This is a genomic window from Aeromicrobium sp. SP1 (assembly GCF_055663785.1).
In genome coordinates, this window is sequence record NZ_JBQVVK010000001.1 from 270,602 (window position 1) to 289,749 (window position 19,148).

Consider the following 19,148-nt stretch of genomic DNA (forward strand, 5'->3'; position numbering starts at 1 on the left):
GGCATGAAATTGAGGTTCCTGACGGTGACGTGTGCCCTTTTCCTGTCTGTTGCTGCCTGCTCGGGCAGCAAGGACAAGGCCGAGGAGAGCGTCAAGGACCCCAGCAAGACCAGCGCCGTCGAGGTCACCGCGATCAATCCGCTGACCGGCGGCACGCTGCCGAAGACCCCCGACAACCCGGTCTTCGTGGTCAAGATCGACAACACCGAGGCCTCCGCCCCGCAGCAGAACGTCGACCAGGCCGATCTCGTCGTCGAGGAGACGGTCGAGGGCGGCATCACCCGCCTGGCGGCGCTCTACTACTCCAAGCTGCCCACGACCGTCGGCCACGTCCGCTCGATGCGCGCGACCGACATCGGCATCGCCAAGCCCGTCAACGGCCAGCTCGTCGCGTCCGGCGGCGCCGGCAGGACGATCTCGCGGATCAAGGACGCCGGCATCACGATCCACTCCGAGGACAACGGTTCCGACGGCCTGTCGCGCGACTCGGGCTACGCGCCCTACAACGTCGTGGCGGACCTGAAGAAGGTCAACGACGACGCCAAGAACGTCCAGCCCGAGCGGCCCTACTTCCAGTGGGCCGACAAGGGCGCGGCCGCCCCGACCGGTGGCAACATCACCTCGCTGGCCGTGAACTTCTCCCGCACCCACACCACGAACTGGACGTTCAACGGCAAGGCGTGGAAGCGCACGAACGGCACGAGCGACACCGAGTTCGGCGCCAAGAACCTCGTGGTCCTGTGGGCCGACGAGAAGGACGCCGGCTACACCGACCCGGCGGGCAACCCCGTGCCCGAGACCGTGTTCCGCGGCACCGGCAAGACCGTCGTCTTCGTGGGCAGCACGAAGGTCTCCGGCACGTGGAAGAAGGCCAACGACTCCGCCACGATCAGGCTCACCACGGCCGACGGGCAGGCCTTCGCCCTGCCGCAGGGCCGCACGTGGATCGAGCTGCTCAGCAAGTCCGAGACGAGCGGGATCACCGTCGGGAAGTGACCGTCAGGAGTCGGTCTCGGTCTCCGCGGCCAACTCCTCGAGCTTGAGTCCGATCTCGATCTCGATCGCCTCGCGCAGTTCGGTACGGAACACCGACAGCACGACCTGCGTCGCGATCGGGATGAGCGCGTTGATCTTCTCGAAGACCTGGGGCCACTCGTCGGCCGGCAGGCCCGCGTCGAGGAACGGCTGCGTGATGTCGTTGCTCACGTGCTTGACGAACCGGTCCGAGATCGCCTCGAGGTGCTCGCGGATCGCCGGCACGATGTCGACGACGCTGTCGGTCGTCAGGCCCATCGAGACGGCCATCGCGCCGGGACGGACGACACCGGCGTCGGTCATCCGGATCGTGTCGTCGTCGATGATCTCCAGCAGACCGAGGTCCACGAGCTTGTCCAGCAGCGGGTGGTCGCGCTCGACGCCCGCCAGCGCCGCGAGCTCGTCGCGGGCGATGACCTCGGAGGGGTCCTCGTCCTCGGCCTCGAAGATGTTGATGAGGTCCAGCGCGACGCCCGGCGCGGTCGTGGGCGACTTCAGGATCGCGTCCTCGACGGCTGCGAGCGTGAAGCCGCGACCCAGCAGCGTGCGGATCAGCAGCAGCCGTTGCAGGTGGACCTGGGAGTAGTAGCCCGTCCGTCCCTCGAGCCGCGGCGGGTCGATGAGCCCGCGCGTCGAGTAGGCGCGCACGTTCCGCACGGTCATCCCCGCCCGCTTGGCGAGCTCGTCGACCGTGAACTCCTCGTCGATCCCCGCGTCAGCCATGCCCGTGAGTCTAGTGAACGCGCGCATCGTGCAGGGCATGATGGGGGTATGTCATCGGTGCGAGGGCAGTTGCTCGTCGCCAGCTCGGCGATCGACGTGGGCCCGTTCCGGCGCAGTGTGGTGTACCTGCTCGACCACGACGAGGACGGCGCGCTGGGCGTGATCGTCAACCGACCGATGGAGTCCGACGTCGACGACGTGCTGCCCGGCTGGGCCGACTGGGTCAACGCGCCGGGCTGCCTGTTCGACGGGGGACCGGTCGCGATGGACTCCGCGCTCGCCGTCGGCGTGGTGCTCGACGCGACCGCGCGCCCGATCGGCTGGCGCCAGATGGCGGGCCGGGTCGGGCTCGTCGACCTCGACGGCCCCATGCCGCGCGGTGGCGAGTTCGTGGGACTGCGCGTGTTCGCCGGCTACGCGGGCTGGTCCCCGGGCCAGTTGGAGGCCGAGATCGGCGAGGGGTCTTGGATCGTCGTCCCCGCGATCGAGGACGACCTCATCTCGCCGGCGCCCGAACGGCTGTGGAACGAGGTGCTGCGCCGGCAGGGCGGCGAGACCCGGTACTGGTCGACGCTCCCCGAGGATCCGGGCCAGAACTGACGCACGGCCCGATCGCCGCCCGTGTTCGCTCGTCCGGTGTCGGGATGGTCGCCTATTATGACCGGGTGGGATTCTTCGGCCGCGGCACCCAGACCGTTCATGACGAGCGCACCGAGCAGCGCCTCGACCACGGCGATCACGAGCGCTTCAGCCACTACGTGCCGAAGGACAAGCTGACCGAGGCCATGGTCATGGGCACCCCCGTCGTCGCGCTGTGCGGCAAGGTGTGGGTCCCCAGCCGCGACCCGCAGCGCTTCCCCGTGTGCCCGGACTGCAAGGACATCTGGGAGAGCCTCAACCCCGGCGACGACGACTCCGGGAGTGACTCCGACCAGTGAGTCACGGCCTCCGGGCCTGGCAGCGTGAGGCGTTCGACCAGTACGCCCGCACGCAGCCGGCCGACTTCCTCACCGTCGCCACGCCCGGTGCCGGCAAGACGACGTTCGCGCTGACGATCGCCGCCGACCTGCTGCACCGGCGGATCATCGAGCGCGTCGTGGTGGTGACGCCCACCGAGCACCTGAAGACCCAGTGGGCGCACGCCGCGGCCCGCTCGGGGATCTCGCTCGAGCCCACGCTCAACGGCGCCCTCGGGGCGCGCTTCGACGGCTACTGCGTCACGTACGCCGGTCTGGCCACGAACCCGGTCGGTCACCGCGTGCGGATCGAGCGCAGCCGGACGTTCGTGATCCTCGACGAGGTGCACCACGCCGGCGATGCGCTCAGCTGGGGCGATGCCGTGCTCGAGGCGTGCGAGCCCGCGACACGGCGGCTGTTGCTCACGGGAACGCCCTTCCGGTCCGACGACAACCCGATCCCGTTCGTCACGTACGCGCCGGTGGGCGACGGCTCGATCTCCAGCGTCGCCGACTACGCGTACGGCTACGGCTCGGCGCTCAAGGACGGGGTCGTGCGCCCCGTCCTGTTCATGGCGTACTCGGGCGAGATGCAGTGGCGCACGCGTGCCGGCGACGAGGTGGCCGCACGCCTGGGTGAGCCGCTGACGAAGGACCAGACGGCGCAGGCACTGCGCACCGCCCTCGATCCGGCCGGGTCCTGGGTGCCGGCGGTGCTCGAGGCCGCGCACAAGCGGCTCACCGAGGTCCGCCGCGACATCGCCGACGCCGGTGGCCTCGTGATCGCGAGCGACCAGACCTCGGCGCGCGCCTACGCGGCGCTGCTCAAGGACCTGACGGGGCGGTCGCCCGTCCTCGTGCTGTCCGACGAGACCGGCTCCAGCGCCAAGATCGCCGAGTTCGCGGCCGGTGACGAGCCGTGGATGGTCGCCGTCCGGATGGTCAGCGAGGGCGTCGACGTGCCGCGCCTCGCCGTCGGCGTCTACGCCACGACGGTCGCCACGCCCCTGTACTTCGCGCAGGCCGTCGGCCGCTTCGTCCGTGCCCGCAAGCGCGGCGAGACCGCCTCGGTGTTCCTGCCCAGCGTCCCGGGGCTGCTCAAGTTGGCGTCCGACCTCGAGGCCGAGCGCGACCACGTGATCGGCCGTCCCGTCCACGACGAGGGCGACCTGTTCGCCGCCGAGGAGGGGCTCCTCGCCCGCGCGAACGCGGCCGAGGGTGCCAGCGACGAGCTCGGCAACCAGTTCGCGGCGCTCGGCAGCGAGGCGTCGTTCGACCGGGTCGTGTACGACGGCGACGAGTTCGCGCCGATCGACTACGAGATGGTCGCCGGCGACAGCGACGAGCTCGACTTCCTCGGCATCCCGGGCCTGCTCGAGCGCGACCAGGTCGCCGAGCTGCTGCGCAGTGCCCGCTCGCGTCGCCGCGAGCCCGCCCGCGCGGACGCCGACGTCGAGTTCGAGCGCCGGGCCGAGCTGCGCCGCGAGCTGAACTCCCTCGTGGCGGCGTGGCACCACCGCACCGGCAGCCCGCACGGCGTCACGCACAACCGGCTGCGCCAGGAGTGCGGCGGCCCGGCCGCCACGGCCGCCACGGTCGATCAGCTGCAGCAGCGCATCGACACGCTGCGCGACTGGGCCCTGCGCGCCTCCGGCTGAGCGTGGTCTCGATACGCCCGCTCGTTCCTCACGGAACTACTCGACCACCGCGGCTTCCCGCGGCTTCCCGGTGATCGAGTAGCGGCGGCGAGCGCAGCGAGCTCGTCGCGTGTCGAGATCTCCTCGGCAGAGCGCTCCCGTCGGGCCCGTGACGCCTCTACGCTGACACCGTGACTGTCACGCTCGCCCCCCGGACCCGCGCCTTCGCCGCCCTGCTGAAGCGGCTCGCCACGCCGGTCGAGGAGGCCACCGACCACGCGGCCCTGCGCGCCGAACGGCTCAAGCTGATGAACTCACCGGCCGGGAAGGTCGTGTTCGGCCGGCCCGACCGGCGAGCCCGCGTCGAGGAGATCGAGATCGGCCTGAAGGGCCGCACGCTGCGGGCCGTCGTGCACCGGCCGACGGGCGTCGGCGGCGCGCGACCGGCCGTCGTGAACTTCCACGGCGGCGGCTGGGTGCAGGGCTCGCCCGAGCAGTCCGCGTGGCTCGCCTCGCGACTTGCCGCGGGCTCGGGTGCCGTCGTGATCTCGCCCTCCTACCGGCTCGCGCCGGAGCACCCCTTCCCGGCGGCCGTCGACGACACGTGGGAGGCGCTCCAGTGGATCGTCGCCCATGCCGACAGGCTCGGCATCGACACCGACCGGCTCGCGGTCATGGGCGACAGCGCCGGGGGCAACCTCGCGGCCGTCGCCGCCCAGCGCAGCGTGCGCGAGGGCGGCCCGCGCCTGCGCGCCCAGGTCCTGATCTACCCGGCCGTCGAGATGTACGACAAGTTCGCCTCCGAGCTGCGGATGCCCGACGAGGCCGTGCTCAGCTCGGCCAACATGAGCGCGTTCGCGCACCTCTACATGGGCGAGGCGTACGGCACGTCCGACCCGCTGGCCTCGCCGCTGCGAGCCGCGTCGTTCGACGGCCTGCCGCCGGCGTTCATCCTCACGGCCGACCACGACCCGCTGCTCGACAACGGCGTGCGCTACCGCGAGGTGCTGCAGCACGCCGGGGTGCCGGTCCGGTACCGCGAGTACCCGGCCGCGGTGCACGGCTTCATGAGCCTGCCCGGAGTCGTCCCGGTCGCCCGCGAGGCGGCCGACGACATCGTCGACTACGTCGCCGGCCACGTGGTGGTGCCGTGATGAGCCGCCGGATCCGCTCGGCCGGGCTCGACCCGCAGACCGAGTACGAGGAGATCTCGCGGGGTTTCGGCCTGTACGACTTCCCGTGGGACCTCGAGCAGTCGCTCAGCTTCGCCCTGTTCCGCACGTACGCCGTGCCGTCGATCGGGCGGCTGCTGTACGACACCGGCGAGTTCACCGAACGCGTGCAGAAGCGTCACGACGACACCGCGCTGCTGCTCGGCGAGATGGTCGACGAGGGCCTCGAGAGCACGTCCGGGCGCACCGCGATCCGTCGCGTCAACCAGATGCACGGCCGCTACGACATCAGCAACGAGGACATGCGCTACGTCCTGTCGACGTTCGTCGTGATGCCGAACCGTTGGGTGAACCACTACGGCTGGCGCCGCACGACTCCGGACGAGGACATCGCGGGCGTCAACTACTACCTGCGGCTGGGTCGGCTCATGGGCATCCGCGACCTGCCCGACGACTTCGCCGGCTTCGAGCGGCTCCTCGAGGAGTACGAGGCCGAGCACTTCGCGTTCGACCCGAAGTCGCGGGCGGTGGCGGACTCGACGCTCGAGCTGCTCACGACGTTCTATCCGCGGCCGCTCGCGCCGGTGGTCCGCCGGTTCAGCGTGGCGATCATGGACCCGCACCTGCGCGCGGCGTTCGGCTACGAGGATCCGCCCGCCTGGTTCGAGCGCGCGAGCCACGCGGCCCTGCGCCTGCGTGGCAGGGTCGTGCGTTTCCTGCCCGAGCGCCGAACGCCCAAGCGCGTGCGCGACTCGCGCCGGATCAAGTCGTACCCCGGCGGATTCCTGATCGAGCACCTCGGTACCTGACGCCTCCCCGCCGACGAACCTGAGCGAATGTCCAGAACACGGTTCATGATGGAAGACGTGCCCGGCCCCGGAGTCTCCCTCTCGGGGCCGGGTACGTCACCTCCCGCTGAGTGGCACGTTTCAGCCCCGGAACACGCCGTTCTCGGGTCGAAACGTGCACCTCACGGAATCCCCGGCCGCCCGCGGCGGTTGTCCAAGGTGTGAAGCTCTCGGTCCTCGATCTCGTTCCCGTCCGCACCGACCAGACCACCGGCGACGCGCTCGCCGCGACGACGGAGTTGGCGCAGGCCGCCGACCGGCTAGGGTTCGAGCGGTACTGGGTCGCCGAGCACCACAACATGCCCGCCGTCGCCGCCACCAGCCCGCCCGTCCTGATCGCCCACCTCGCGGCGCAGACGCAGCGGATCCGGCTCGGCTCCGGGGGAGTGATGCTGCCCAACCACGCGCCGCTGGCCGTCGCCGAGCAGTTCGCGCTGCTCGAGGCCGCGCACCCCGGCCGGATCGACCTCGGGATCGGCCGCGCGCCGGGCTCCGACCCGGTCACGTCGTGGGCGCTGCGTGGCGCCGCCGGCCGCGACGACACCGACATCGAGAACTTCCCGCGCTACCTCGACGACGTCGTGGCCCTCATGGACGGCCGGGGCGTGCGGGTCCCGATCCCGAACCAGAACTACGTGCTCCGGGCGACGCCGGCGGCCGTCGACGCGCCGCAGCTGTGGCTGCTCGGCTCGTCGATGTACTCGGCCCACCTCGCGGCCGCGAAGGGGCTGCCGTACGTGTTCGCGCACCACTTCAGCGGCCAGGGCACGGCCGAGGCGCTCGCGGTCTACCGCAGCGAGTTCCGGCCGAGCGACGTGTGTCAGCAGCCGACGACGTTCCTCACGGCGAACGTCGTGGTGGCCGACACCACCGAGGAGGCCGTCGCGCTGGCCCTGCCGAACCTGCAGAACATGGCCCGCCTGCGCACCGGCAAGCCGCTCACGGCGGTCGACCTCGTCGAGGACGCCGAGGCGCTCGAGCTGGACCAGGTGGCGGACTCGCTCGTCGAGTCGGGCCTGGCCCGCATGGTCGTCGGCGACCCCGAGACCGCGCGCAAGGAGCTGACGGTCCTGGCCGAGCAGTTCGACGTCGACGAGGTCATGCTGCATCCGGTCGCGTCGGCACGCCGCGGCACCGACCCGCGTACCTCGCCCGCCCGGGTCCGGACGCTGGAGCTGCTCAGCGAGGTGTGATCTCGATACGCCGCTCGCTGCGCTCGCGTGCTACTCGATCACCGGATCAGCGGACGGCGATGCCGGCGTCGGCCCACTCGTCCTCGACGCGGTCGAGGTTCTCCGGACTGACGGCGGCGGTGAGCTCCAGCAGCACCGTGACGGCGAAGCCCTCGATCGCGGCGTCGAGGGCCGTCGCGCGGACGCAGTGGTCCGTGGCGATGCCGCACACGTCGATCGCCTCCACCCCGCGGTCGCGCAGGAAGGCTGCGAGGCTCCGGCCGTCCGCGGTCGCGCCCTCGAAGCCGGAGTAGGCCGCGGCGTACTCGCCCTTGTCGAAGATCGCCGCGAACAGGTCGTCGGTCAGCGGCGCGTGCAGCTCGGCACCGGGCGTGCCGACGACGCAGTGCCGCGGCCACGAGACGACGAAGTCGGGCGCGTCGCTGAAGTGTGCGCCGGGGTCGATGTGGTGGTCGCGCGTCGCCACGACGAGGTCGTACCCGCCCGCGGCGATCAGGTCCGCGACGGCGGCCGCGACCGCAGCACCGCCCTCGACGGCGAGCGATCCGCCCTCGCAGAAGTCGTTCTGGACGTCGACGACGACCAGGGTCCTTGGCGCCATCAGTCCTCCTCGTAGACCGTCGGAATGGCGGGATCGCCCTTCGACAGCCGGCGTGCGGCGGCGGGCAGCTCGCGGAGCGACGCCCGCAGCCGCTCGCGGGCCTCGTCGAGCGTGCCGTGGTGGACCCGTTCGCCCGACTCGACGAGCGGCACCATGAGGAGCCGGTCATCGCCGTCGTCGCGCGGCTGCAGGTCGATCCCGACGATCTCGGCCTCGGCGACGCCCTTGGCGCTGAGTCGGCGCAGTGCCGTCTTGCGACCGCCGACCGAGGCCTTGTCCTTGCTCTTCTTCGCGACGCCGACCATCGTCCCGGCGCCGTCCTCGCGGGCGACCAGCTTGTAGACGAAGCCGCTCGTCGGGACGCCCGATCCCGTCACGAGCGACGTGCCCACGCCGTAGCCGTCGACCGGTGCGGCGGCGAGTGCGGCGATCGCGTACTCGTCGAGGTCGCTCGTCACCGTGATCCTCGTGTCCGTGTTGCCCGCGGCGTCCAGCTGCGCCCGCGTCGCGCGCGCGACGTCGCCGAGGTCGCCCGAGTCGAGCCGCACCGCGCCCAGATCCGCTCCGCCGACCTCGATCGCCGCCGCGACGCCCTGGCCGATGTCGTACGTGTCGACGAGCAGCGTCGTGTCCCGGCCGAGCGCCGCGACCTGCGACGCGAACGCCTCGCGCTCGGTGTCGTGGACGAGGGTGAACGCGTGCGCCGCGGTGCCCCGCGTCGGAATGCCGTAGCGGCGTCCGGCCTCGAGGTTCGACGTCGCCGCGAACCCCGCGATGTACGCGGCCCGGGCGGAGGCCACGGCGGCGGCCTCGTGCGTGCGGCGGGTGCCCATCTCGATGCACGGCCGGTCGCCCGCGGCCACGATCATGCGGGCGGCCGCGGAGGCGATCGCGGAGTCGTGGTTGAGGATCGACAGGATCACCGTCTCGAGGACCACGCCCTCGGCGAACGTCGCGTCGACCCGCAGGATCGGCGAGCCGGGGAACCACAGCTCACCCTCGGGGTAGCCCCACACGTCGCCGCCGAACCGGTACTCCGCGAGCCAGTCGCAGGTCGCCTCGTCGACGACGTGCGTGCGACGCAGGAAGTCGATCTCGTCGGCGCCGAAGCGGAAGTCGGCCAGCGCGTCGAGCACGCGTCCCGTGCCGGCGACGACCCCGAACCGGCGACCGCCGGCCAGCCGCCGGCCGAACACCTCGAAGACGCTGCGCCGGTGGGCCGTCCCGTCGGCCAGCGTGGCCTGCAGCATGGTCAGCTCGTAGTGGTCGGTGAGGAGGCCGGTCGAGGAGGCCGTGGGTGCCATGGGCTCAGACTAGGACGCCGGACGGCACGGAGGTCACTTGATCGTGACGGTCCTCCGGGCGCTCGAGCCGGCCACGCCGCCGTCGCCGGCGTACACGACCGTGACGGTGCGCCGGCCCTTCGCGAGCTTCGTGGCCCTCACGACGACCCGGCCGCCCTTGAGCGTCCCCGTGCCGACCGTCCGGCCGCCGAGCCTGACCGTGACCTTGCCGGTCGGGGTGATGCCGGTGGCCGTCACCCGGATCGAGAGGACCGCCGCGCGGCGGGTGCCCTTGGCCGTCACGGTCGTGGTCGACGGCGCCGCGAGCACCTTCGTCGCGGCGGAGGTCCTCGAGGCCGCGGTGTGGCCGGGCGCGGTTCCGGTCACGCGCACCGAGACGGAGTGGTTCAGGTCGGCACGGGTCAGCGTGTACGTGCGGCCGCGGGCGCCCGCGATCGGCGAGCCGTCGCGCAGCCACTGGTGGGCCAGCGCCGCGGAGGCGGGGGTCCACGCGCCGGAGGTCGCGGTCAGGACCCGGCCCACGCGGGCGGTGCCGGCGACGGTCGGCGTCGGGCCCGTCACGGCGGGGACGGGCGTCACGGCGGCCGCGGCGACGGCCGTCGTGCGCGGGGACGTCACGCTCGCGCTCACGTCCGGGTACGGGCCCATGAACTCGGTGTCGGTCACGCGCACCGAGATGCGCCGGCCGAGGTCCGCGTCGGTCAGCAGGTACGACGCGCCGGTCGCCCCCGCGATCTCGGTGCCGTCGCGCAGCCAGACGTACCCGGTCGTCCCCGCGGGGGTCCAGTTCTGCGTCGATGCGGCCAGGCTCTGGCCGACGCGGGGCCCGTCGTCGGGCACCGTGACCGCGGCGCTGGCGCACGGGCCCTTGCAGGCCAGCTGCGTGTCGGCGGTCGTCGTGGCCCCGCTCGTGAGGATGATCTGCCGGGCGCCGGCGAAGATGGTCGCGTCGTCCCAGTACTCCGCTGCCAGGTAGCGGCTGTCGTCGAACTGCACGACGTACGTCCCCGGTCGCATCCGGAACTCGAACGTCCCGTCGGCGCCGATGCGCTGCAGGTACAGCGAGCTCCAGTCGTCGTTCTCGTTGGGGTGCCAGAGCCGCACGTACGTGTCGGTCGCGGGCGTGCCGTTGGGCCACGTGGCGGTGCCGCGGATCGTGCCGAGGTCGGTGGCCGCCTCGAGCGACGCGTCGATCTCCTGCGACGAGCCGGCGCCGATCGTCACCCACGCGGCCTCGGCCTCCGTGGTGGCACCGGCATGCCACTCGTCGCGCAGCAGGTCGCCACGACGGTCCATGAAGTCGAACTCGAGCTTGTACCGGCCCGCCGGTGCCGTGAGCGTGTACCCGCCGTCCTCGCCGGGGTAGCCCTCGACGTCGTCGTACGAGCCCTTGCCCTCCGGGTGTGCCCGCACCCGGACGTCCACCGGGCTGAAACCCGTCGGCACGCTCACGACTCCCGAGATCGTGCCGGTCTCCGCGGCGGTCGCCGTGGGCGCGAGCCCCACGACGAGCGCCAGGGCTGACGCGACGGCGACGAGCAGGCGTGCGGGCGTGGCGGTGAGATGCCCCCGAGATGGCATGGGTTCCTCCGATGTGGTGGTGCAGGGTCCGAGTCGGGCACACCGTAAGCAGGTGTGGTGGCCCGGCACATCCCCCGATAGCGGGGTGTGCCGGTGCCCGAGGGCCTTGAACCCGGTCCGGGCACAATGGGGGAGTGACCACCCCCGCCCCCGTCGAGACCGAGAAGCCGGAAGCCGATCTGGTCATCCAGCTGGAGGATCCGTGGGTGACGATCGTGTGGAACGACCCGGTCAACCTGATGTCCTACGTGGCGTTCGTGTTCCGCACGTACTTCGGGTACACGGAGGAGAAGGCGACCGAACTCATGATGGCGGTGCACGAGGACGGCAAGGCAGTGGTCTCCAGCGGTCGCCGCGAGGAGCAGGAGCGCCACGTCCAGGCGATGCACGAGTACGGCCTGTGGGCCACGTTGGAACGGAGCGAGGTGTGAAGCCGTTCCGGCGGCGACGGCGTGGGACGGTGACGGCCACCTTCCAGGCCAACGAGGCCCAGTTGCTCGTGAACCTCGCCCGGCAGGTGGTCGAGCTGTTGCAGGACCGCAACGGCCCGTCCGAGTCCGAGCCCGACCCGCTCGCGCAGCTGATCGGGATGACCGGCCCGGTCACGCCGCCGGACGATCCCGTCCTGGCGCGACTGCTGCCGGACGCGTACGCCGACGACCCGCAGGACTCCGCGGAGTTCCGCCGGTTCACCGAGCAGTCGCTTTCCTCGGGCAAGGTCGCCAACGCGCGCCTCGTGATCGAGAGCCTCGAGACCGGTGGACTCGAGGACGGCTCGAAGACCGTCGAGGTCGAGCTCGACGACGGGCAGGTCCTCGCGTGGCTGCGCTCCCTGACCGACATCCGCCTCGCGCTGGCCGTGCGGCTCGGCATCGAGGAGGAGGACGACGCCGAACGACTCGCCGCCTCCGACGACGAGGCGGTCGCCGCGATGGCCGACGTGTACGACTGGCTCGGCTTCATCCAGGAGACGCTCGTCCACGTCGCGTGACGGAGTCCGCCAGGCGGATGCGCTCCCGCGATCGCGGGACGCGTCGATAGGATCAAGAGTTGTGTTGACCATCCTGCGCGACCACGTGGACGCGATCGTCGCCCACGCCCGTCGCGACCACCCCGACGAGGCCTGCGGCGTCATCGCCGGCCCGATCGGGTCCGACCGCCCCGAGCGGCTCGTACCGATGCTCAACGCCGCGATGTCGCCCACGTTCTACGAGTTCGACTCGGGCGACCTGCTGAGGCTGTACCGCGAGATGGACGACCACGACGAGGAACCCATCGTGATCTACCACTCGCACACCGCGACCGAGGCGTACCCGTCGCGCACCGACACCAACCTGGCGTCCGAGCCGGGGGCGCACTACGTGCTGGTCTCGACGCGCGACGGAGCCGACGCCGAGGGCGCGGACGTCGACTTCCGGTCCTACCGGATCGTCGACGGTGAGATCACCGAGGAAGAAGTAAGGGTCGTCGACGGTTACACCGACGAGAGCACGTCCCCCGACACAGAGGTTGAGCACTGATGGCCATCGAGGTCCGCATCCCCACGATCCTGCGCCCGTACACGGGGGGTGAGCGCGCCGTCGACGCCGACGGGGGCACCCTGTCGGCCCTGATCGACGATCTCGAGACGAACCACGAGGGCATCCGGGAGCGCCTCCTCGACGGTGCCGAGCTGCGCCGGTTCGTCAACATCTACGTCAACGACGAGGACGTGCGCTTCCTCGGCGGCCTCGGCACCGAGCTCTCCGACGGCGACACCGTCGTCATCCTGCCCGCCGTGGCGGGCGGCTCGCGCTGAGCGCATGACCCGCTACGACTCGCTCGTCGACTCGGTCGGCCACACCCCGCTCGTCGGGCTGCCGAACCTGTCGCCGAGCGATGACGTGCGACTGTGGGCCAAGCTCGAGGACCGCAACCCGACCGGCTCGATCAAGGACCGCGCGGCGCTCTCGATGATCGAGGCCGCCGAGGCCGACGGCTCATTGACGCCCGGCGCCACGATCCTCGAGCCGACGAGCGGCAACACCGGCATCTCCCTGGCGATGGTCGCGCGCCAGCGCGGCTACCAGCTGATCTGCGTCATGCCCGAGAACACGTCGATCGAGCGTCGCCAGCTGCTGACGATGTGGGGCGCCGAGATCATCGGCTCGCCCGCCGCCGGCGGGTCGAACGAGGCCGTGCGGGTCGCGAAGGGCCTCGCCGCCGAGCATCCCGAGTGGGTCATGCTCTACCAGTACGGCAACCCGGCGAACGCCGACGCCCACTACCGCGGCACGGCGCCGGAGATCCACGCCGACCTGCCCGAGGTCACGCACTTCGTCGGCGGACTGGGCACCACCGGCACCCTCATGGGCGTCGGCCGGTACTTCCGCGAGCACCGGCCCGAGGTCAGGATCGTCGCGGCCGAGCCGCGCTACGGCGAGCTCGTCTACGGGCTGCGCAACCTCGACGAGGGGTTCGTGCCCGAGCTGTACGACGCGAGCCTCATCGACTCGCGCTTCTCGGTCGGCCCGCGCGACGCCGTGCGGCGGGTGCGTGAGCTGATCGATCACGAGGGCATCTTCGCGGGCATCTCGACCGGCGCGATCCTGCATGCGGCCCTGGCCCAGGCCGCGAGGTCGGTCAAGGCCGGCGAACGCGCCGACATCGCGTTCGTGATCGCCGACGGCGGCTGGAAGTACCTCTCGACCGGCGCGTACGAGGGCACGATCGACGAGGCCGAGGACCGCCTCGAGGGCCAGCTCTGGGCCTGACGCCGGACTCGTGCGCGCGTCGCCCGCGATCCCACCCGACCGGGTCGGTTCCCACGCACCCGCCCGAGCGGTTAGCCTTCCTCGCGTGGGCGACATCGTCGTGTTCTCGGGTAGTGCGCATCGGACCTTGGCCGAGGCGATCTGCAGCAACCTCGGTGTGACGCTGTCCCCGTCGGACACGACGCGGTTCAGCAACGACTGCCTCCAGGTCCAGCTGCTCGCCAACTGCCGCCAGCGGGACGTGTTCATCGTCCAGCCGCTCGTGCCGCCGACGCAGGACCACCTCATGGAGCTGCTGCTCATGGTCGACGCGGCCCGGGGCGCCTCGGCGGCCTCGATCACGGTGGTCGTGCCGCACTACGCCTACGCCCGGTCCGACAAGAAGGACGCCTCGCGCATCTCGATCGGTGGCAAGCTCGTCGCCGACCTGATGGCCACCGCGGGGGTCAACCGCGTCGTCACGATGACGTTGCACGCGCCGCAGGTGCACGGCTTCTTCGCGATGCCGGTCGACCATCTGACGGCGATCGGCGAGCTGGCCGAGCACTACCGCCAGCAGGACCTCACCGACGCGATCGTCGTCTCGCCCGACTTCGGCAACGCCAAGACCGCGTCGCAGTTCGCGCGGCTGCTGGGCCTGCCCGTCGCGGCGGGCAGCAAGCAGCGCAAGGCCGACGACAAGGTCGTGATCGACACGATCGTCGGCGACGTCGCGGGCAAGCGGGCGATCGTCCTGGACGACGAGATCGCGACGGGCGGATCGATCATCGAGCTGATGGACAAGCTCGAGGAGTACGGCGTCACCGAGGCGTCGGTCGCGTGCACGCACGGGTTGTTCGCGGGCAAGGCGGTCGAGCGCCTGCGCAGCCATCCGGGGATCACCGAGGTCGTCACGACGGACACCGTCCCGGCGCCGACCGCGTGGCCCGAGCTGAAGGTCCGCTCCGTCGCCCCGCTGTTCGCCGAGGCGATCGCCCGCATCCATGCCGGCGAGTCGGTCTCGAGCCTCTTCGACGGCGTCGACCCCGCCCACGCCCCGCCGCAGCCCAAGCTCCCGCTGTAGTCAGCGGATGCCGCGGATCCGGACGACCGCGAGTGCGCCGACCAGGCCGACGACCGCGGCGGTGAGGTAGAGCGACGTGTAGCCGCCCAGCTGCGTCACGATCGGCGCGGCGATGACGGGCGCGACGACCTGAGGCAGGGCGTTCGCGATGTTGATGACGCCGAGGTCCTTCGCGAAGTCGGCCTCGTCGGGCAGCACCTCGGTCACGATCGCGAGGTCCACCGCGAGGAACGCGCCGAACCCGATGCCCAGCACCACCGCGGCGGCGAGGACGCCCGGCCACGTCTGCCAGAACGCCAGCATCGCCGCGGCCACGGCCATGACGACGCCGGCCCAGACGACGAACACCTTGCGGCGGCCGATCCGGTCGGACCACCGGCCCGCGATCACGGCCGACACCGCGACGACGACGCTGTTCAGAGCGATCACGACGAACACGCCGTTCTCCGGGTCGTCGAGCCCCACGGCGTCGTCGAGGAAGAACAGCAGGTACAGCGTCGCGATCGCGTTCCCGAGGTTCACGACGAAGCGCGTCAGCCACGCCCACCCGAAGTCGGGGTACCGCCGCGGCGAGACCCAGAAGGACCGCACGAACGCGCCGAGCTCGAAGGCCGGAGCCGTCGTGACCGGCTCGTCGAGGCTGCGCCGCAGGTAGGGGATCGCGCTGAGCAGCAGGAAGACGGCGCAGGCGACGTAGCCCGCCCGGTAGCCGCCGAACGCGATCGCCAGGCCCGCTCCGACGAGGATGCCGAGGGTCTGGCCCAGGCTCACCATGCCGCCGACCGAGGCGCGCTGCGCGACCGGGACGCGATCGGGCAGGCTCGCGGTGATCGCCGCCAGCGACGCGTTGACGGCCGCCTGGACGAGGCACCAGCCGACGACGACGTGCCAGAACTGCGTCGCCCCGGCCAGCACCGTCAGGCCGAGCGCACCGCCGAGGGACCCGATCGTGATCCACGGGACCCGGCGTCCGCGCCGTGACGTGGTCCGGTCGGACAGCGCCCCGAAGAGCGGATTCGCGACCATCGAGATCGCCGCGCCGATCCCCGTGACGATCGCGAGCGCGGCCTCCTTGCCGCCCCACGCCCCGGTGTCGGCGACGAGCGCCTCGGTCTGCTGGGGGAGCAGCACCGCGAGCGGGCCGAAGAACGCGACGTACGTGCCGAGGTTGACGAGCGTGATCGCCAGGACCCACGGCAGCCGGACCGCCGTGGTGGAGGTGCGCCCCGTCATGCCTGCTGGGCCCGGATCACCGCGCGGTACCAGTCGAACGAGTCCTTCGGGGTGCGCTGCTGCGTCGCGTAGTCGACGTACGTGAGGCCGAAGCGCTGGGAGTAGCCCTCGGCCCACTCGAAGTTGTCCATGAACGACCAGTGGAAGTAGCCGCGGACGTCCACGCCGGCCTCCATCGCGTCGAGCAGGGCGGCCAGGTGCGCACCCGTGTAGTCGATGCGCCGCTGGTCGCGGATGCGGCCGTCCGCGTCCGGCGTCTCGTTGAACGCGCCGCCGTTCTCGGTGATGTAGATCGGGGGCAGCGCGTCTCCGTACGTGTCCTTGAGCCCGACGAGCATCTTCGTGAAGCCGTCGGGGATGATCGGCCAGCCGAAGTCGTTCTGGGGGAAGCCCGGGGGCACCACCTGCTCGAACGGGATCTCGGCACCCGGCGCGGCGGCCGCGATGTACTGCGGGTTGTACGAGTTCACGCCGAGGAAGTCGATCGGCTGGGCGATCGTCTCGAGGTCGCCGTCCTGCATCACCGGGTCGACGAACCCGGCGAGCGGCCAGCCGCGGCCGAGCACGGGATCGAGGAACACCCGGTTGTACACGAGGTCGAAGAGCTGGGCGGCGTCGTGCGCGGCCTCGTCGACGGGACGGACCTCGATGTGGTTGTTCGCCGGCCCGATCTGGGTCGCGCCCGCCGCGCGCAGCGCCTGGACGGCCTTGCCGTGCGCGAGCAACTGGTGCCACGCGACCTGCATCGCGCCGAAGCCGAGCTGCTTGCCGGGGGCGTGGATCCCGTTGCCGTGGCCGAGCAGCGTGAAGATGACGGTCTCGTTGAGCGTGAACCAGCGGGTGACCCGGTCGGCGAGCCGCTCGCCGACGAGTCGCGTGTACTCGGCGAACCGGTCGGTGATCTCGCGGTTCTCCCAGCCGCCGTTCGCCTCCAGCGCCTGCGGCGAGTCCCAGTGGAAGACCGTGGCGCTCGGTTCGATGCCGTGCTCGAGCAGGGTGTCGACGAGTCGGTCGTAGAAGTCCAGCCCCCGGGGCTCGACCGTGACGCCGTCGGGCTGGATGCGCGACCACGCGATCGAGAACCGGTACGCGTCCACGCCCAGGTCGGCCATCAGGGCGACGTCACTGCGGTACCGGTGGTAGTGGTCGCACGCCACGTCGGCGGTGTCGCCGCCGAGCGTGCGCCCGGGGGTGTGGCTGAACTCGTCCCAGATCGACCGGCCGCGGCCGTCCTCGTCGACGGCCCCCTCGATCTGGTGGGAGGCGGTCGAGACGCCCCACACGAAGTCGGGCCCGAAGGCACCGCGGAGTCGGTCGGGCACGGGTGTGACGTCGCTCATACCCGCATCCTGCCGCACGGCGGGGATGACCGACCTCACGTCGCGTTCATTTCCCGTTAACACGCGAGGGTGTCTACCCTCTGACGTGTGAGCGACGCACCCATCGGCATCTTCGACTCGGGCTTCGGTGGTCTCACCGTCGCCCGGGCGGTGCTCGACCAGCTGCCGCACGAACCGATCGTCTACCTCGGCGACACGGCCCGTCAGCCGTACGGGCCCAAGCCGATCTCGGAAGTGCGTGAGTACGCGCTCGACTGCCTCGACCACCTCGTCGCGCAGGGCGTCAAGGCGCTCGTCATCGCGTGCAACTCCGCGAGCGCGGCGGTCCTGCGCGACGCCCGTGAGCGCTATGACGTGCCCGTCGTCGAGGTGATCCTGCCGGCCACCCGGCGGGCAGTGAACGCGACCCGCAACGGCCGGGTCGGCGTCATCAGCACCGTCGCGACTGCGACCTCCCAGGCGTACGACGACGCCTTCGCCGCGAACCCGGGCATCGCGCTGCACACGCAGACGTGCCCCCGCTTCGTCGAGTTCGTGGAGGCGGGCATCACCGGCGGGCCCGAACTGCTCGCCGTCGCGGAGTCCTACCTCGCGCCGCTCAAGGACGCGGACGTCGACACGCTCGTGCTCGGCTGCACGCACTACCCGCTGCTGACCGGGGTCCTGTCCTACGTCATGGGCGACGGCGTGACCCTCGTGTCCAGCGCCGAGGAGACCGCGAAGGACGTGTACCGGCTGCTCGCGTCGTCCGGTCTCGAGCGCGATGCCGCGCTGCCGGCCCCCGTGCACCGCTTCCTCACGACCGGCCACCCGGCCGAGTTCGCCGACCTCGGCCGGCGCTTCCTGGGACCCGAGGTCGAGTCCGTCGACCAGTTCGCGTGGGTGACGGTGTGAGGCTCACGATCGTCGGCTGCTCCGGCTCGTTCCCCGGACCGGACTCCGCCGCCAGCTGCTACCTCGTCGAGGCGCCGTTCGAGGGCCGCACCTTCCGGCTGCTGCTCGACCTCGGATCGGGGGCCCTGGGCCCTCTGCAGGACCACATCGACCTGCGTGACATCGACGCGATCAGCCTGTCGCACCTGCACCCCGACCACTGCTTCGACATGAGCGGTCTGTACGTCGTCCGCAAGTACCACCCGGCCGGCCGGCCGCCGCGCATCCCGGTCTATGCGCCACCGGGCAGCGACCAGCACCTCTCCGACGCCTACGGCACGACGGCGCCCAACGGGATGACCCTGCCGTTCGAGTTCCACGCCATCGGCGACGGGTTCGAGACCACGATCGGCCCGTTCACGCTGCGCACGCACCTCACCCCGCATCCCGTCGAGGCGTATGCCGTCCGGATCGAGCACGAGGACAGCGTCCTCGTGTACTCCGGCGACACCGGTCCGTCCGACGCGCTGGCCGAGTTCACCGCCGGCGCCGACGTGTTCCTGTGCGAGGCGTCCTTCGTCGAGTCCGCGCAGAACCCGCCCGACCTGCACCTCACGGGCGCGGACGCGGGCCGGCTGGCGGTCGCGGCCGGGGTCGGCAACCTGCTGCTCACCCACATCCCGCCGTGGACCGATCGCGCCGAGGTCGAGTCCGACCTGTTGACGACCTGGCCGGGGCGGTATCGCCTCGTCGTGCCCGGCGACGTAGTCGAGTTGTAACCCTCCTGCGATTGCCGGGTTCGCCGGCCGGGTGTTACATGTCACACGGTGCCCACC

General features: G+C 71.5%; 21 protein-coding genes. 15 read left to right on the plus strand and 6 right to left on the minus strand.

Translation table 11 applies throughout. From position 1 onward, the window contains the following. Window positions 1-3 precede the first annotated feature (3 nt). Window positions 4-996, plus strand: a complete 993-nt coding sequence (locus ACT26F_RS01285) for a DUF3048 domain-containing protein (protein ID WP_471668663.1) — start codon at window positions 4-6, stop codon at window positions 994-996. Between the two features lie 3 nt (window positions 997-999). On the opposite strand, the gene ACT26F_RS01290 is transcribed toward ACT26F_RS01285, so the two are convergent. Next, window positions 1,000-1,758 (minus strand): MerR family transcriptional regulator, encoded by a 759-nt coding sequence (locus ACT26F_RS01290; RefSeq protein WP_471668664.1) that lies wholly within the window; start codon window positions 1,756-1,758, stop codon window positions 1,000-1,002. Window positions 1,759-1,806: 48 nt separating this feature from the next. On the opposite strand from ACT26F_RS01290, the gene ACT26F_RS01295 reads away from it, so the two are divergent. From ACT26F_RS01295 to ACT26F_RS01320, 6 genes are all read left to right on the plus strand, one after another. Beyond that, a complete protein-coding gene (locus tag ACT26F_RS01295) occupies window positions 1,807-2,358 on the plus strand; it encodes a YqgE/AlgH family protein (protein ID WP_471668665.1) in 552 nt (183 codons plus the stop codon). 44 nt (window positions 2,359-2,402) lie between these two features. Beyond that, a complete protein-coding gene (locus ACT26F_RS01300) occupies window positions 2,403-2,696 on the plus strand; it encodes a DUF3039 domain-containing protein (protein ID WP_471668666.1) in 294 nt (97 codons plus the stop codon). Further along, window positions 2,693-4,372, plus strand: coding sequence for a DEAD/DEAH box helicase (locus ACT26F_RS01305; RefSeq protein WP_471668667.1), 1,680 nt, complete (start codon window positions 2,693-2,695; stop codon window positions 4,370-4,372). The genes ACT26F_RS01300 and ACT26F_RS01305 overlap by 4 nt, the downstream gene beginning before the upstream one ends. Window positions 4,373-4,542: 170 nt before the next feature. Further along, window positions 4,543-5,505, plus strand: a complete 963-nt coding sequence (locus ACT26F_RS01310; protein ID WP_471668668.1) for an alpha/beta hydrolase — start codon at window positions 4,543-4,545, stop codon at window positions 5,503-5,505. Beyond that, window positions 5,505-6,332: an oxygenase MpaB family protein gene (locus ACT26F_RS01315; RefSeq protein ID WP_471668669.1), complete on the plus strand. Its 828-nt coding sequence runs from the start codon at window positions 5,505-5,507 to the stop codon at window positions 6,330-6,332. The genes ACT26F_RS01310 and ACT26F_RS01315 overlap by 1 nt, the downstream gene beginning before the upstream one ends. Window positions 6,333-6,532: 200 nt before the next feature. Continuing rightward, a complete protein-coding gene (locus ACT26F_RS01320; RefSeq protein ID WP_471668670.1) occupies window positions 6,533-7,564 on the plus strand; it encodes an LLM class flavin-dependent oxidoreductase in 1,032 nt (343 codons plus the stop codon). Window positions 7,565-7,610: 46 nt separating this feature from the next. On the opposite strand, the gene ACT26F_RS01325 is transcribed toward ACT26F_RS01320, so the two are convergent. From ACT26F_RS01325 to ACT26F_RS01335, 3 genes are read right to left on the minus strand one after another with little or no spacing between them, the layout of a single operon-like run. Further along, window positions 7,611-8,165: an isochorismatase family protein gene (locus ACT26F_RS01325; protein ID WP_471668671.1), complete on the minus strand. Its 555-nt coding sequence runs from the start codon at window positions 8,163-8,165 to the stop codon at window positions 7,611-7,613. Continuing rightward, window positions 8,165-9,469, minus strand: a complete 1,305-nt coding sequence (locus ACT26F_RS01330) for a nicotinate phosphoribosyltransferase (RefSeq protein ID WP_471668672.1) — start codon at window positions 9,467-9,469, stop codon at window positions 8,165-8,167. Before ACT26F_RS01330 ends, ACT26F_RS01325 begins: the two co-directional genes overlap by 1 nt. A 33-nt stretch (window positions 9,470-9,502) precedes the next feature. Then, window positions 9,503-11,050 (minus strand): Ig-like domain repeat protein, encoded by a 1,548-nt coding sequence (locus ACT26F_RS01335; protein ID WP_471668673.1) that lies wholly within the window; start codon window positions 11,048-11,050, stop codon window positions 9,503-9,505. Window positions 11,051-11,184: 134 nt separating this feature from the next. On the opposite strand from ACT26F_RS01335, the gene clpS reads away from it, so the two are divergent. From clpS to ACT26F_RS01365, 6 genes are all read left to right on the plus strand, one after another. Then, window positions 11,185-11,481: an ATP-dependent Clp protease adapter ClpS gene (gene clpS / locus ACT26F_RS01340; protein WP_471668674.1), complete on the plus strand. Its 297-nt coding sequence runs from the start codon at window positions 11,185-11,187 to the stop codon at window positions 11,479-11,481. After that, a complete protein-coding gene (locus tag ACT26F_RS01345; protein ID WP_471668675.1) occupies window positions 11,478-12,041 on the plus strand; it encodes a DUF2017 domain-containing protein in 564 nt (187 codons plus the stop codon). Before clpS ends, ACT26F_RS01345 begins: the two co-directional genes overlap by 4 nt. Window positions 12,042-12,102: 61 nt before the next feature. Continuing rightward, window positions 12,103-12,570 (plus strand): M67 family metallopeptidase, encoded by a 468-nt coding sequence (locus ACT26F_RS01350; protein ID WP_471668676.1) that lies wholly within the window; start codon window positions 12,103-12,105, stop codon window positions 12,568-12,570. After that, window positions 12,570-12,848 (plus strand): MoaD family protein, encoded by a 279-nt coding sequence (locus ACT26F_RS01355; RefSeq protein WP_471668677.1) that lies wholly within the window; start codon window positions 12,570-12,572, stop codon window positions 12,846-12,848. The genes ACT26F_RS01350 and ACT26F_RS01355 overlap by 1 nt, the downstream gene beginning before the upstream one ends. Window positions 12,849-12,852: 4 nt before the next feature. Continuing rightward, a complete protein-coding gene (locus ACT26F_RS01360) occupies window positions 12,853-13,803 on the plus strand; it encodes a PLP-dependent cysteine synthase family protein (RefSeq protein ID WP_471668678.1) in 951 nt (316 codons plus the stop codon). Between the two features lie 85 nt (window positions 13,804-13,888). Continuing rightward, entirely contained in the window at window positions 13,889-14,866 is a 978-nt protein-coding gene (locus ACT26F_RS01365) for a ribose-phosphate diphosphokinase (protein WP_471668679.1), read from the plus strand. Here ACT26F_RS01365 and ACT26F_RS01370 read toward each other — a convergent pair whose 3' ends face one another. Together ACT26F_RS01370 and ACT26F_RS01375 are read right to left on the minus strand one after the other, a co-directional pair. Then, entirely contained in the window at window positions 14,867-16,099 is a 1,233-nt protein-coding gene (locus ACT26F_RS01370; protein ID WP_471668680.1) for an MFS transporter, read from the minus strand. Continuing rightward, window positions 16,096-17,439, minus strand: a complete 1,344-nt coding sequence (locus ACT26F_RS01375) for a GH1 family beta-glucosidase (protein ID WP_471668681.1) — start codon at window positions 17,437-17,439, stop codon at window positions 16,096-16,098. Before ACT26F_RS01375 ends, ACT26F_RS01370 begins: the two co-directional genes overlap by 4 nt. Before the next feature lie 87 nt (window positions 17,440-17,526). Between ACT26F_RS01375 and murI the strand changes: the two genes are divergently transcribed. Both murI and ACT26F_RS01385 read left to right on the plus strand, forming a co-directional pair. Beyond that, window positions 17,527-18,333, plus strand: coding sequence for a glutamate racemase (gene murI, locus ACT26F_RS01380; RefSeq protein ID WP_471668682.1), 807 nt, complete (start codon window positions 17,527-17,529; stop codon window positions 18,331-18,333). Then, on the plus strand, window positions 18,330-19,091 hold the full coding sequence (locus tag ACT26F_RS01385; RefSeq protein ID WP_471668683.1) for an MBL fold metallo-hydrolase: 762 nt from the start codon (window positions 18,330-18,332) through the stop codon (window positions 19,089-19,091). The genes murI and ACT26F_RS01385 overlap by 4 nt, the downstream gene beginning before the upstream one ends. Window positions 19,092-19,148 lie beyond the last annotated feature (57 nt).

What these genes read in the sequence shown, in the direction of transcription:
- ACT26F_RS01285 (WP_471668663.1), top strand. Translation starts at nt 4, where the DNA reads ATGAAATTGAGGTTCCTGACGGTGACGTGTGCCCTTTTCCTGTCTGTT.
- ACT26F_RS01290 (WP_471668664.1), bottom strand. Translation starts at nt 1,758, where the DNA reads ATGGCTGACGCGGGGATCGACGAGGAGTTCACGGTCGACGAGCTCGCC.
- ACT26F_RS01295 (WP_471668665.1), top strand. Translation starts at nt 1,807, where the DNA reads ATGTCATCGGTGCGAGGGCAGTTGCTCGTCGCCAGCTCGGCGATCGAC.
- ACT26F_RS01300 (WP_471668666.1), top strand. Translation starts at nt 2,403, where the DNA reads ATGGTCGCCTATTATGACCGGGTGGGATTCTTCGGCCGCGGCACCCAG.
- ACT26F_RS01315 (WP_471668669.1), top strand. Translation starts at nt 5,505, where the DNA reads ATGAGCCGCCGGATCCGCTCGGCCGGGCTCGACCCGCAGACCGAGTAC.
- ACT26F_RS01325 (WP_471668671.1), bottom strand. Translation starts at nt 8,165, where the DNA reads ATGGCGCCAAGGACCCTGGTCGTCGTCGACGTCCAGAACGACTTCTGC.
- ACT26F_RS01330 (WP_471668672.1), bottom strand. Translation starts at nt 9,469, where the DNA reads ATGGCACCCACGGCCTCCTCGACCGGCCTCCTCACCGACCACTACGAG.
- ACT26F_RS01335 (WP_471668673.1), bottom strand. Translation starts at nt 11,050, where the DNA reads ATGCCATCTCGGGGGCATCTCACCGCCACGCCCGCACGCCTGCTCGTC.
- ACT26F_RS01355 (WP_471668677.1), top strand. Translation starts at nt 12,570, where the DNA reads ATGGCCATCGAGGTCCGCATCCCCACGATCCTGCGCCCGTACACGGGG.
- ACT26F_RS01360 (WP_471668678.1), top strand. Translation starts at nt 12,853, where the DNA reads ATGACCCGCTACGACTCGCTCGTCGACTCGGTCGGCCACACCCCGCTC.
- ACT26F_RS01370 (WP_471668680.1), bottom strand. Translation starts at nt 16,099, where the DNA reads ATGACGGGGCGCACCTCCACCACGGCGGTCCGGCTGCCGTGGGTCCTG.
- ACT26F_RS01375 (WP_471668681.1), bottom strand. Translation starts at nt 17,439, where the DNA reads ATGAGCGACGTCACACCCGTGCCCGACCGACTCCGCGGTGCCTTCGGG.